Source organism: Methylobacterium sp. 37f (assembly GCF_023093475.1).
GTDB lineage: Bacteria > Pseudomonadota > Alphaproteobacteria > Rhizobiales > Beijerinckiaceae > Methylobacterium.
In genome coordinates, this window is sequence record NZ_JAGHKN010000001.1 from 230,006 (window position 1) to 243,601 (window position 13,596).

The window sequence follows — 13,596 nt, forward strand, 5'->3', positions numbered from 1 at the left end:
CCTCACGCCGCGCGGATCTTGGCAAGGAACCGACTGACCTCGCCATCCAGGTGCTCGGACTGGCGCGAGAGGTCCGAGGCGGCGGTCAGGACCTGGGTGGCCGCGGCCCCCGTCTCTTCGGCCGCGCGGGCGACACCCGACACGTTGCTCGTCACCTCGCCCGTCCCGGTGGCGGCCTCCGTCACGTTGCGCACGATCTCCTGGGTCGCCGCCCCCTGTTGCTGAACGGCTGCGGCGATCGACCCCGCGACGCCGTTGATTTCCTGAATGCGGCGCCGGATGCCGTCGATGGCGCTGACGGCGCTGCCCGTCGCCCCCTGGATGCGGCCGATCTGGCCCGTGATCTCGTCCGTGGCCCGGGCGGTCTGGTTGGCGAGTTCCTTCACTTCGGACGCGACCACCGCAAACCCGCGCCCTGCTTCCCCGGCCCGCGCCGCCTCGATGGTGGCGTTGAGCGCCAGCAGGTTGGTCTGGCTCGCAATGGCCGAGATCATGGCGACGACGTCCCCGATCTTGCGCACGGCATCGCTGAGTTCCTGGACGAGGTCCGCGGTTTGCTGTGCCTCCGCCACCGCCTGGCCGGCAAGGTGCTCGGAACCGGCGACCTGCCTCCCGATCTCGTTGACCGAAGCCCCGAGCTCTTCCGCAGCCGCCGCAACCGTACCGACATTGGCGGCGGCCTGACTGGCCGCCGCGGCCACGGCAGTCGATTGCTGGGCGGTCTCGGTCGCGATCCCCGACATGCTCGAAGCCGTCGCCTGAAGTTCCGTGGCGGCAGACGCGACGGAGGCCAGGACGGCCCCGACCGTCTGCTCGAAGCCGTCGGCGAGGCGCAGGAGGTCCGCCTTGTGGCGCGCTTCGGCGGCGACGCGGTCCCTGGCCGATTCCTCCTCCATTCGCCTGACCTTGTCACGCTGCTCGACCTGGGCGGTGACATCGATGGCGAACTTGGTGATCTGGACGGGTCGTCCGTCGGCATCGAGCACGGGGTTGTAGCTGGCCTCGATCCAGACCTCGCGGCCGCCCTTGCCGAGGCGGCGGAACTGCCCGGCCTGGTGCTCGCCGCGGCGAAGCGCCTCCCAGAAACGGGTGTATTCGGGGCTCGCGCGATGCTCCGGGTCGAGGAACATGCCGTGATGCTGGCCGACAACCTCCGCGGCCGCATAGCCGACGGCGGCCAGGAAGTTGGCGTTCGCCTCGAGGATGCGTCCGTCGAGGTCGAAACTGATCACCGCCTGCGACTTGCGGATGGCATCCACCTGTCCCCGAAGGGCATTGGCCTCGAGTGTTTGCGCCGTCACGTCGGTGGCGTACTTGACCACGCCCGTGACGACGCCGGCCGCATTGCGGATCGGGTTGTAGGAACCCTGGATCCAGACCGCCTTGCCGTCCTTGGCGAGACGCTTGAACGCCGCGACTTCCGCTCGGCCCGAACGCAGACCCTCCCAGAACGCGGCGTAGGCGCGGCTGTCCCGATACCCGGCCTCGACGAAGAGGCCATGATGGCGCCCGCGAACCTCGTCGAGGGTGTAGCCCATGATGTCGAGGAACGCCGCATTGGCCGAGACCACGGTGCCGTCCGGGGCGAACGCGATGACGGCCTGCGACGCTTCGACCGCCGCGAGGCGCTGCGACCGGTCTTCGCTCTCCAGGCGCGGGGCTGCATCGATCCATTCGAGGACGTAGCCCGAGACCTTATGTCCGGAGAGCAAGGGGGTGGCGGTCACATCGAAATGACGGCCGTCGAAGCGGACCAGAATCTTGTGCCGGTGGCGCAGGCCCGGCGGGATCAGCGGCTGACCGGAGACGTCGCGACAGACATCATCGAGGCGCGAACCCGACAGGCCGGGTCGGCCCGTCCCAAGCAGGTCGATCATGGCCGGGTTCATTGTTCTGATGACCGACTGAGCGTCAACGACAAGCACTGCCAGACACAAGCCGTCGAGCATCGCAGAATCACGGCCGAAATTTTGCGACCGAGCCATGAAATCGAACATCGGATACTCCATGTCGCATCAGGAAAGGCCGCAGAGGTATTTGCAGTTACCAGTCCTGAACCTTCCATCATTGTGAAACTTCATCACTTCACAAATTCTGAATTCAAATCCCCGTGCCGGGCTCGAAACAGGTCTTTCCGAGGATGAGAACCCTCACCGAAGCTCGGTTGAGACGTCTGCCGGCCCGGCATGGAAGAATTCATGCCATGGGTCTCATCGGCCCTGTTCGCCTCTTCGCCGCGTGATCCGACGTCGACCTTGTTCACGGACCTCGACTTCTCACCGGCATCAAGCCTGAACGCCCGGGGCCCGCGGTGATCTATGCAAACCCGGCCTTCGCACGCATTCGTCGATCCGGCGTCGTGAAGATCGGCGAGGGATGGCCGAGCCTTGCCCGAACCCGGCGCGATCGGGTGCCGGGAACCGCGCCGGCTCCGATCCTCGCGGGAGAGGCTCCCCGGGTTCAGCGGATCCTGCCTCGCTCGGGCTTGTCCGATGTCGTGCGCTTCAGACTTCGGCCTGAAAAGCCGCCAGGGGAGCCTCAACCGAGAAGACGAGGCCGGTCGGGTCATAGGAGAGTTCCACTACGCCCCCGACCTGACCGGCGAGCCCGCGCTCGATCAGGCGACTTCCGAACCCCTTGCGCGAGGGCATCGCCACCTTTGGACCGCCGATCTCACGCCAGGTCAGGCGGAGTCTCGCCGCATCGTCCTCGCCGAGAACGTTCCACGAAAGGACGACGCGTCCGGTGCCGTTCGCGAGAGCGCCGTACTTCGCGGCGTTCGTCGCCAACTCGTGGAGCATCAGCGACAGCGACAGGGTGACTTTGCCACCGATCCTGACCTCCGGCCCCGACAGGTCGAAGCGCGACACGGCCTCCGTATGCAGGTGCAGAGCGGCTTTCACCACGTCCAAGAGAGGACTGCTGCCAATCTGTCCGTCGAGAAGCATATCCTGCGACTGCCCCAGCGCGGAAAGGCGTCCGGCAAGGACCTCGCTCGCAGCCGTGAGGTCGTTGGCCGAGCGCATGGTCTGCGTGGCGATGGCCTGGACGATCGCCAGAAGGTTCTTGAAACGGTGGCTGATCTCGCGGGTTCGGAGTTGCTGCTGCTCCTCGGCGGCGATCCAGCGCATCGCCAGACGCGCCCGCTCCGCGACGGCCTCCGCGAAGGCGACCTCCTCGGTTGTCCAGTCACGCGGTTCCGCGTCGTGGAGGCAAAGGACGCCAACGAGGCGCCCGTCGGTCATCGCCGGGACGTTGACGAGCGCGCCGATGCCGTATTGCCCGAGCGCGTCGCGGCGCGACGCGGTGCGGGGGTCCGCGCCGATGTCGCGAATCACCACGGTCGTGCCGCGGCGCAAATCCTCGACGTAACGGCCGTAATCGGCATAGCGATGGCTGCCGACGACAGTGGGATGCCCCGGCAGGGTCCAATCGCGCTCGAAGGCAATGCCGCTCGCCGTCGTGTCGACGACGCCGTAGGCCGCTCGGCAGAGGCCGAGGGTTCGACCGGCCGTCTCCGACGCCCGGTAACCGACCTCCTCCGGGTCCGTGAGGCCCCGAAGGCGATCGCTGAGGCGCGTCAGGGCCATCTGTCTCCGGGTTGCCAGCCTGGCCGCCGTCAAATCGCGCGAGACAGCCAGAATGCGCTCCGGTCGCCCGTCGACACCGTTGATCGGGGTGACCATCACGTCCCAGAATTTCCGTCGGCCACGACGAGTTTCGGCCCAGCCCGCGAATCGGCCGACGCCGCCCGCTCGGGCGGCGCGGAGCGCGATCTCCGCCCGTTCTTCATCCGGACCCGACCAAAGTGGGGGCCAGCGCATCCCGGAGAACGGGGCGAAATCGTCGATTTCCATGGCGCGCAAGCCCGGTTCGTTCATGGAAGCGAGCCTGCCGTCGAGGTCGAGCACCTTGATGCAATCCTGGGACGCGGCGAGCACGCCCTTGAGAAACGCTTCGCTCGACTGGAGCCGCGCTGCCGATTCTTCCTGGCTGCACAGGGCTCGTCGCGCCTCCATGAGGGCCATGACCTGCATGCCGAGGGTTCTCAGGACCTGCTCCTGGGCGACGGTGAGACCGCCGTCCCGGGGCTCCCGGTCGAGGACGCACAGGGTGCCGAGGCCGAAACCACACGGGGTTCGCAGCGGGACCGCCGCGTAGAAGCGCATCGGCGCTTCGCCTGTGACGACCGGGTTCGCCTGGGTGCGTGGGTCCAAGGCCAGGTCGGGGATGACGAGCAGGGAGGGCTCCGGCAAGGTGTGGATGCAGATCGAACGGTCGAGCCCCGTCTCGGAGCGCTCGAACCCGACCCGAGCCTTGAACCACTGCCGGTCCGACGCCACCAGGGTGATCAGGCCGACAGGCGTTCCGCAGAGTTGCGAGGCCAGCCGGACGAGGCTGTCGAAGGCCTCATCCGCTGGCGTGTCGAGGATACGGTACCGCTCCAGCGCGGCGATCCGGTCAGGATCGCCGAGGCCGAGGGATACCCAGACATCCTCACCGCCTTTCGTCGGCACATCGTCATTGGGGTGCGGTGTCATGGGTGCGGTGTCATGGGTGTCGGGTCGTTGGCCGCCGGATGACCGAGGCCTGAGTCACCGGGCGGAATGTCATTTGCCGCGAGGTCACTGGCCGCGATGTGGTCTGGTGAGGCGTCATGGGGCGAACGCGGAGCTTTGGAGAGCCGTGAGCAGCAGGTCGAAACGGCAACGCACGCCCTCCGGCTCGAAGGCCAGAGTGACATCCCCCTGAAGCTGCCGGCATATCCCGTCTTCCAGGAAGCGTCGTCCGAACCCCCTCCGTGTGGGTTCAGCGCGCATCCGCACGCCGCGCTCGATCCAATCGAGGTGCAGGCGCGGTTCGCCCCCATCGACGCAAGCCCGGATTTCCCAGGTCACGGAAAGTCGGCCTTCGGGTCTTGAGAGGGCACCGGAGGCGATGGCGTTCAGAGTCAACTCGTTGAAGGCGAGAGCCAGTGTCACGGTGGCCTCGGGGCCGAGACGGATCATCGGGCCGCCCATCGTGATGCAGGCGCGATCCGCGAAGGAAGCGAGATTGCGTGCGATGAGTTCGCGAAGCTCGACCGATTCCCATCGTCCCGCCTCCAGCAGGTCATGGGCGCGGGACACAGCGACCAGCCTGGCCTCGAAGGCCTGCCGGAACGCAGCGGGGTCCGGCGTGTGGCGCAGCGTCTGCGTGGCCATCGACTGGATGGTCATCAGGGTGTTCTTCACGCGGTGGTTCAGTTCGTCGCTCAAGCGGCGCTGCCGGCGCTCGGCCGCGATGCGGTCGGAGATGTCGCGGACGACCTTGGATGCGCCGACGACCTTGCCGCTTCCGTTCCGGATCGGCGTGACGCGCAGCAGAACATCGATGATGCGGCCGTCCTTGTGCCGGCGCCGGGTCTCGTAGGCATCGACGGGTTCGCCCCGTCGGATGCGGACGAGGAGGTCGGGCATCTCGTCTCGTCGGCCCGCCGGAGCCAGCATGGTCACCGGCCGTCCCATGGCTTCGAGGCCGGTATACCCGAACAGGCGCTCGGCTGCGGCGTTCCAGGTCGCGATAAAGCCATCCAGCGTCTTCGACACGATGGCGTCGTCGGAGGATTCGATGATGGCGGCAAGCCAGTTCTCGGCCACGTTCGCATCGTCGGTCTCAAGGGGCATCGATCGGGGCTTTCTCGGTTCCCGCGCCGGTGTGGCCCAGTCTCCGGGACGAGGAGACGATGACGTCGTCGCGCGTGTTCGGATGGTTTGGCCCGGCACCGGCTGGCGAATGGAGCCTCTCCTGTCACCCGCCTCCTCCTCGGGGGTCTGCGGCTGCCGAAAATCCCTAGGGCGTTACACAGCGACGCTACTTAAAGCCAAGCGGCTTTCAAGGATGATTGTTGATCATTCGAGATAAAATCGCCGTGAAATGAGATGAAATCGACCACTCGTTTCGTGCACTTCAACGATCGACCGGAATGACAGGTTTTCGCTCATGCCGGTGGTTGAAAACGCCGCTGCAGCGGCTGGCGAGGCCATCCGGGTCGCCCGGGCGTTTCATTGACCGGCCTGACCAGCGAGAGGGTCGGCGTCCGCGTGCGGTCCAACTCGCCGCCACACCCGCCCGCCGGCTGCGGCGGCGCTTCGATGCGCGCGATCAGGGCGGTGATCTCGCCGGCCGGTCGGGCGGGGCTGTAGAGAAACCCCTGGGCGATGTCGCAGCGCTTGGCCCGAAGAACGTCGAGCTGGGCCTGCGTCTCCACGCCCTCCACCGTCACGTTCATCGACAGGGCCCGCGCCATTCGGGCGATCGCCTCGACCACGGCGACCTTCTCGGGCCGTCCCTGCAAGTCACGGACGAAGGACCGGTCGACCTTCACCTTGTCGAACGGAAATTCGGTCAGATAACTCAGGCTGGAATAGCCCGTGCCGAAGTCGTCGAGAGCAATCCGCACGCCCAGGGCGCGCAGGCGCTTCAGGTTGCCCAGCACCGCGGGTCCATGGTCGAGCAGAACGGATTCGGTGATCTCGATCTCCAGGTTCTCCGGCGCCAATCCGGTTTCCCGGAGGATGGCGGCGACCTCGTCGTGGAACGTCGGCATGCGGACGTGGATGGAGGAGATGTTCACGGCGACCCGCAGGTCGGCCCACAGCCGGGCGTCGGCGCAGGCCCGGCGCAGGGCCCACCGGCCGATCTCCACCACGAAGCCGGTCGCCTCCGCGATCGGGATGACTTCGCCCGGCGAGACCCAGCCGTGGCCGGGCTTGTTCCAGCGCAGCAGCGCTTCGAAGCCGACGACCCGCCCGCTCCGCATGTCGACGAGCGGTTGATAGTGCAGTTCCATTTCGTCGGACGCGAGGGCAACGCGCATGTCGGCATCCAACTGGCGATGGCGCAGCGCCTTCTCCTCCAAGGACGGGTCGAAGCCCTGCCACCGTCCCTTGCCGGCGGCCTTGGCGGAATAGAGCGCCAGGTCGGCGCGCATGAGCAGGCTCTCGGGGTCGACGGCGTCGTCCGGGGCGTAGGCGATGCCGACGCTCGCGCCGATATCGAGGCGCACGGAGTCGATCTGGAACGCGCGGCGCAGGGCGGACACGATGCGCGTCGCCAGCGCCTCCGCAGCCTCCGGGTTGGTATCCGGAACGACGAGCGCGAACTCGTCGCCCCCGAGCCGGAAAGCCGAGGCTTTGGACCCTGCGAGGTCGGTGAGGCGCAAAGCCACGGCCTTCAGAAGCCGGTCGCCCGTTCCGTGCCCGCGTTCGTCGTTGACGGCCTTGAAGCCGTCGAGGTCGAGATAGAACAGGGCGCCGCATCGTCCCGTCGACACGCCGTCGTCGCAGAGCGCCTGAACCGCTTCCTGGAACGCCGCACGATTGGGCAATCCCGTCAGGGTGTCGTGTCCGGCGAGGAACGTGATGCGTGCCTGGGCTTCGCGGCCCGCCGTGGTGTCCGATCCGACACCGCGATACCCCTGAAACGTTCCCGACTCGTCGAGGACGGGCTTTCCGTTGAGGGTCCACCAGCGGATGCCGCCCGATGTCCGCAGCCGTACCGTCCGGTCACGGAACGGCGCGCGCGCCTCGATCGCCGCGACGACCGCGTCGATTTTCGCACGGCCCTGGGGGCCGTCCGCGTAGCGATAGAGGATATCGGCAAGGGTGCAATGGTGCAGGCCGGTGGCATCGACACCGAGCAATTCGCCAAGTCGTCCGGAGGCATGCCGCAAGCGACCGGTGTTGTCGGTCTCCCAGAGCCAGTCTCTCGCCCCCTCCTCGAAATCGTTGAGGAGCAGGCCGATGGTCTCGTTCTGCTCCTGCACCTTGAGACGGTCGAGGATGCGCTGGTGAGAGAGGCGACACATGCGGCGCGCGCTGATGAACACGAACGTCGCATAGATGACCAGCAGAACCGCGATGTATCCGCCGACCGGCGCGTCCGTTCCGGCCAATCCGACGATCGCCCCAGCGACGACGGGAGCGACGAGCAGGATCGCGACGGAGAAAATCGGGCCGACCACGTAGGCGTCGGAGATCAGCCCGGCACAGACGGCGACCACCACGATCCGATAGGCGTTGTCCACCGACGGAAGCAGCATCGCCGGCATCGTCGACCAGACGAGCCCGAGGCCGAAGGAAAGCACCTTCGCGAGGAGGAATCCGCGGCGGACCGCCGTTGGGGTCGCGCAATCGCGGAACCGCCTCCGGTGGTGCCGTGTGGCGACGAAGGTCGCCGCGCACAGGGACGTCACACTGATCGCGAGTCCCATCAGATAGGTGTTCGGGGCGATATCCCAGAACATCCAGGCGAGCGCCACGACCACGGCGGCCTGCGTGACGGCCGAAAAGTTGGCGAGGTGCAGGGTCTCGCGAAGCAACGCCGTGCGGATGTGCCGTTGGAAGCGATTGTCATTGCCGCCCGGCACATTCGATCCATCGCCGTGGAACACTGCGTCGTCGGAGACCGACATGGCTTTCATTTCCCCCCGTTCGACGTCATGTCGCCGCTGTCGGGTGATGTATCGCAGTGACAAGCTGCCGACGGTTCAAGCCGATCCGCGAAAAGCGGGAGCATCCCGTGGATTCCGTGGGCGTTTTCGTAGCATTCCGCCTCAGCTTCACCGGATCGTTCCAGTAAAGGACGAATTTTTGTCATCAACGGCTTCGTAGCTCAATCTTCGAGCGTTGCCTTCGACGACATGTGAAGGTGAATTTTGAAGGTGTCGGCCGTGATGGGCCTCTGAACTTGTGATCTTGTCCGGCCGAGCGACATCCGCGACTCTTCGATTGGCCACCCATGACGGAGGCCTTCTGCCGCGGCAATCCGACGGGTTCGTCGCTGCGCGATGGCTATGCGCTCTCCCAGGCCGTCCGGACGGGGCCGGTCGCCGTATCCGGCTTCGAAGGGCCGATGAAGATCACCACCGGACCGTGCTCGGCCCGTCGCGGGTCGTAGAAGTCGAGCAGGTCGGGAGAGCGCTCCTGGATGAAGTCCGGACAGAGGCCTTCCCGGCGCAGCAGGTGATCGATGACGACCTGATCGCCGTGCACGGCGTTCGGCACCGGGCCGCAGGAGCCGGCCGCCATCCAGCGCTCGGGCTCGGCCGCGAAGGTGGCGTAGAGGAAGTCGAGTTCGGCGCCGTGCCACCGCAGCAGGGCGCTGGAGAGGCGGCCCTTGTGGAAGTAGTCTTCCATGGCGGCCAGGCCCGGCTCGGCCAGGGCATCGGCCGGCCCGGTGAGGACGGTGTCGAGGTCGCAGAGCAGCGTCAACCCGTCTGTCAGACCCGGGCGGAACGCCTCCATCTTGGCCCACCACGCCGGCCAGTCGTGCCGGAGCGGCACCCGCTCGACACCGGCTACCGCGAGAGGAAGGTCCGTGAGGCAGAGGATGCGGTCGAAGGCCGGGGCGTGGCGGCGGACGCCGCGTGCCAGGCGCTCGACCCAGGCCGCATCGTAACGTCCGCCGCTCTTCAAGACGGTGATGAGAGTCGTCATCGGATGAGCGTGATCCTGATCGATGCGGTCAAGAAGAACAGGGGAAGAGCCGGAGTTGCCCGGCCGTCTCAGCCTGCTGGAACCAGGCCCGCTCGGCGGCCCACGGGTGCCCGGGCCAGCCGTCGAAGCCGAAGCCATAGACTTCGGCCGGGCTGTGCCGGAGGGGCCGGCCCTGCAGGAACGCCCGTGTCACGAGAAAGCCGGTGCTCGGGTTCGGACGTCCCGTGGTACCCGGTGCCAGGTCGCGCCGCGCCGCCTCGTGCAGATCCTCGGGCAGGATGTGAACGGGTTTGCCCAGGGGGGCGAGCAGCGCCATCGCCTCGCGGGTCCAGCATACCTGTTCGGGCCGATTGTGCTCGGCCGGCAGCATCGGAAATGGAAGGATGAACGCCGCCGCGCGCCGGACCACCGGGCGGTCGAGAAAGCGCGGGTCGGCGAGCCATTCGCGCATCTGTCCACCCCGGTTGACCAGGGCGAGGTGGGTGACCCGGTCGCCGGTCCGGCCGCCGAAGCCCGGCGCATTGTTGAAACGCACCACGCTGGTGGCGGCATCGATCGCCGCGGCGGCATCGAGAGCCGGCGCATTGCCCACGATGGCGAGCGTGCCCGGTGCGGAAGAGGACAGGTCGAGCATGTGCGGAGGGTCGACCTGAGCCATCACCTGCGGCATGGATTTGCGGAGCAACCGAAGTATGGCGCTGGCCCGGCCCGGCAAGATCCCTTCCGTGGCGGCAAGATCCTTTCAGTGATGGCAAGATCCCTTCAGTGATGGAAACATCCCTTCAGTGATGGAAACATCCATCCAGCAACGGTAAAATCCCTTCGGTGAAGGAGCCCGGGACCGATGATGCGGCGATGCTTCGTCTGCGGCGCCGACATGCTCGGACCGAGCACCCGGCACCTCGTCTATCCCGACGGGCAAGACCGGTTGTTTCCGATTGCCTGCGGCTCCTGCGGCCTCCTGCTTGAGGTGGAGGCCGATCCCGCTGCGTGTCGCGCGCATCTGGCCGAGCGCCTGGCCGGCCCGATCTTCGAGTCCGACCCGCGCGCGCCCTACGGCCTCGACCTCTACACCCTCCGCAGCGCCGCGACCGGCCACGCCCGTGGTGTCCGGCCCTGCGACGCGGCGGGCCAGACCGCCCTGCGCCACCCCCATAGCCAACACGCCGCACGGGCGGCACTCTACGGGCTCGACCGGGCCGTCGGGATGCCGGTCTCCCTCGGCCTGCTCTGCCGCCCCGACGCGTTGGACGCGGTCCTGGCGACGCTCGCGATCCATGCCGCCTGGACCGACGACGTCGTGATTCTGCTCGATGCGCCGGTGCGGCCAGCCGATGTGGTGCCCGCCGCCGGATTTCCGCCGGGGGTCGTCCAGGTGGGAGCCCGGCCGCTCGCGGGTGATTTCGCCGCCCAGCGCAATGCCCTGCAGGACCTCGCCCGCCATCCCTGGATGCTGCAACTCGATGCCGACGAGACCCTGGCCGTCGAGGCCGGCCGGCGCCTGCCGGCTCTGGCGGCCCTGGCCGAGGCAGGGGACGTCGTCTCGGTCGGGCTGGCGCGCCGGAACCGGGTCGACGGCCTCCTCGCGGACGTCTATCCGGATGTGCAATACCGACTGAACCACCGGTCCGTGCGATATGCGGGGCGGGTGCACGAGCGGCCGGCGCTCGACGGCGGCTGGCCGCGGAGCCTGATCAGCCTGCACGGGGCGATCAAGCACCATCTCGACCGAGCCCACGTCCTGGCGCGCTCGCGGCACTATGAGCGCCTTGAGCCCGGGCGCGGACGCCCCGAGGAGGAAACCGCGCTGCTGCGCCCCTACCGGGATTAAGGCTCCGGGTCTTCCGGCGCGTAGCCCTCGACGCGAAATCGGACCGCCGCGATGGCCCGAGCGTAGAGAGCGAGTGTCTCGCGAGCCAGGATCTCCCGGGTGAACCGGCCGGATGCCGCCAGCGCCCGGCTGCGATAGGCCCGGCGCAGAGCCGGATCGGCGAGGAGCGGGCGCAGGGCGTCGGCGAGAGCCGGGCCGGTGGCCTCCTGCGCCAGGGGACCTGCTCCCGGCACACCCACGAAGGCGCGGGCGCTCGCATCCTCGGCGCAGGCCAATACGGGCCGGCCATAGGCCAGCGCCTCCTGGTAGACGAGGCCGAAACTCTCGTAGCGCGAGGGGGCGAGCACCGCGTGCGCCGCCGCATAGGCTTGCGCCAAAGCCGCGGCGGGCACTCGCCCCCGGGCGTGGATTCGCGCGCGCGCCGCCTCCGGCAAGTCGGTCGGCAGATCCTCCGGGGGCACGCCGATCAGATCCAGCCGGAAGGCGGGAGCGGCACCCCGCTCCGCCTCGTCGCCGAGGATCGCGACCGCGTCGAGAAGCGCGTCGAAGCCCTTGCGCGCCTCCGCCCGGCCGACGAAGAGCAGGCGCACCGGCCCGTCCGCATCCGGGTAGGACGCGCAGCGCGCCGATGCCAGGATCCCCGGGGGAAGGCTAAGGCCGATCACCGCCTCGGGCTGCCGGCCGGACAGGCCATAGGCTCGGGCGATCACCGTCCCGTGCTCGGCGGTGTTGGCGATGAGCCCGGCGCTGCCGCGGGCCTGGCGTCGCTCCAGGGCATCCGCGCTCCGGCCATCCAGGCGGTCGCGCAGCGAGCCGCGTGAATCCCGCGTGAAGGCGGCCGGCGTCGAGCTTCGGGTCACCAGCGGCAGGTCCCGGCGCCCGGCCAGCATCACGGCGGGAGCGTACCAGTTCGTCGCCTCGACGATGTCGAAGGGGACGCGCGCATGGTCGGCCAGGACCACGCGGTGAAAGGCCAGCGGAGCGGCGAGGTGCCCGGCCGAGCCCCAGAGCCGCAGACGGGCCAATCCGCCGCCGGGCGGCAGGGCGGCGCCCACCACCGTCACGCCGCCGATCCGGTCACGGCCGATCCGGTCGAGCGTGAAGACCGTGACCTCGGCTCCCGCTTCCGCGAGGCTTTCGGCGATCTCCCGGGCCGCCGTCGACAATCCGCTCGGGGCCGGCGGGTAATCCCACGTGAGAAGGGCGACGCGCATCAGGCCGCGAGCAGGCGATGATAGATCGCGAGATAATCGGCTGCCATCCGTTCGGCGGTAAAGCGCGCCTCGAAGCGGCGCCGGATATCGGCTCGGTCGAGGCGGTCGATCCTCCCGAGGGCCGCCACGGCTTCCGCCTCGGAGCCGACGATGAACCCGGTGACGCCGTCCTCGACGATCTCCGGCACGGAGCCCCGGTTCCAGGCCACCACGGGGGTGCCGCAGGCCATCGCCTCGATCATCACGAGCCCGAAGGGTTCGGGCCAGTCGATCGGGAAGAGCAGCGCCTGCGCGCCGCCCAGGAGGTCCGCCTTCCGGGAATCGTCCACCGGTCCGAGATAGGTCGCGTCGTCGCCGAGGAGTGGCCGCACCCGGTCCTCGAAATAATCGGGATTGCCGACGTCGATGGTGCCCCCGAGACGGATCGGGATGCCGGCGGCGCGCGCCACGCGGATCGCGGTGTCCGGCCGCTTCTGGTCGGTCATCCGGCCCACGAAGGCGACGTGGTCGCTGGGCTGCGTCCGCAGGGCATAGCGATCCCGCGCGATGCCGTGGTGGACGATCCCGGCACGATTTGCGACCGGTATGCCGGTTTCCTGCGCGGCCGAGATCGCCGCCACCGGCAGGTCGGGAAACCCCGCGAAGTACAGCGCCCGGTCGAGTTCGTCCACCCGCCAGTGGACGGTGGTCAGGCTGTGGCGCCGGCGTGCGCCGAGAAGCGCGGCATGCGCGAATTCGCCGTGGCCATGCACGATATCGAAGGTGTCGAGCCTCAGGCGCAAAGCTTCCAATTGCAGGGCGTCCAGGGCCGCCGGGACGCCGGGGGCGACGCGTCCGTGACGGCGCTCCAGGGCGGCGAGGCTCGGATTGTCGCCGACCCGCGGCAAGTCTGTCGCACTGTCGGATGATGCAAAAAGCGTTATTTCCACGCCCAGGCTTCGTAGTGCCGTGCTTAGGTCGTGAATGACCCGCTCCGTACCGCCATGATGCTCAGGGGGAACGGGAAAAATGTTCGGGGCGACTTGGGCGACACGGATCATAACGTCTTCCTCGACTTTAACATACATTTATT

General features: G+C 68.1%; 9 protein-coding genes. 1 reads left to right on the forward strand and 8 read right to left on the reverse strand.

The window, feature by feature from the left end; translation table 11 throughout:
* Positions 1-2 precede the first annotated feature (2 nt).
* From J7U37_RS01135 to J7U37_RS01160, 6 genes are all read right to left on the reverse strand, one after another.
* A complete protein-coding gene (locus J7U37_RS01135) occupies positions 3-1,877 on the reverse strand; it encodes a PAS domain-containing methyl-accepting chemotaxis protein (protein WP_247634554.1) in 1,875 nt (624 codons plus the stop codon).
* A gap of 627 nt (positions 1,878-2,504) precedes the next feature.
* Positions 2,505-4,541 (reverse strand): GAF domain-containing protein, encoded by a 2,037-nt coding sequence (locus J7U37_RS01140; RefSeq protein ID WP_247634555.1) that lies wholly within the window; start codon positions 4,539-4,541, stop codon positions 2,505-2,507.
* 114 nt (positions 4,542-4,655) lie between these two features.
* Positions 4,656-5,666, reverse strand: coding sequence for a PAS domain S-box protein (locus tag J7U37_RS01145; RefSeq protein ID WP_247634556.1), 1,011 nt, complete (start codon positions 5,664-5,666; stop codon positions 4,656-4,658).
* Between the two features lie 314 nt (positions 5,667-5,980).
* Positions 5,981-8,455 (reverse strand): EAL domain-containing protein, encoded by a 2,475-nt coding sequence (locus J7U37_RS01150; RefSeq protein WP_247634557.1) that lies wholly within the window; start codon positions 8,453-8,455, stop codon positions 5,981-5,983.
* 379 nt (positions 8,456-8,834) lie between these two features.
* Positions 8,835-9,479 carry a hypothetical protein gene (locus J7U37_RS01155; RefSeq protein WP_056183396.1) on the reverse strand — a complete coding sequence of 215 codons (645 nt, stop codon included), beginning with the start codon at positions 9,477-9,479 and terminating at the stop codon, positions 8,835-8,837.
* Between the two features lie 28 nt (positions 9,480-9,507).
* Complete coding sequence (locus J7U37_RS01160; protein ID WP_247634558.1) at positions 9,508-10,113, reverse strand: hypothetical protein; 606 nt, start codon at positions 10,111-10,113, stop codon at positions 9,508-9,510.
* 213 nt (positions 10,114-10,326) lie between these two features.
* Here J7U37_RS01160 and J7U37_RS01165 point away from each other — a divergent pair, with 213 nt between their 5' ends.
* A complete protein-coding gene (locus J7U37_RS01165) occupies positions 10,327-11,310 on the forward strand; it encodes a hypothetical protein (protein ID WP_247634606.1) in 984 nt (327 codons plus the stop codon).
* Here the strand turns inward: J7U37_RS01165 and J7U37_RS01170 are convergent.
* The gene (locus J7U37_RS01170) at positions 11,307-12,524 is read right to left on the reverse strand and encodes a glycosyltransferase family 4 protein (RefSeq protein ID WP_247634559.1); all 1,218 of its coding nucleotides are present in this window, start codon (positions 12,522-12,524) and stop codon (positions 11,307-11,309) included. The two genes, J7U37_RS01165 and J7U37_RS01170, sit on opposite strands and share 4 nt — an antisense overlap.
* Positions 12,524-13,564 (reverse strand): glycosyltransferase family 4 protein, encoded by a 1,041-nt coding sequence (locus J7U37_RS01175; RefSeq protein WP_247634560.1) that lies wholly within the window; start codon positions 13,562-13,564, stop codon positions 12,524-12,526. The genes J7U37_RS01170 and J7U37_RS01175 overlap by 1 nt, the downstream gene beginning before the upstream one ends.
* Positions 13,565-13,596 lie beyond the last annotated feature (32 nt).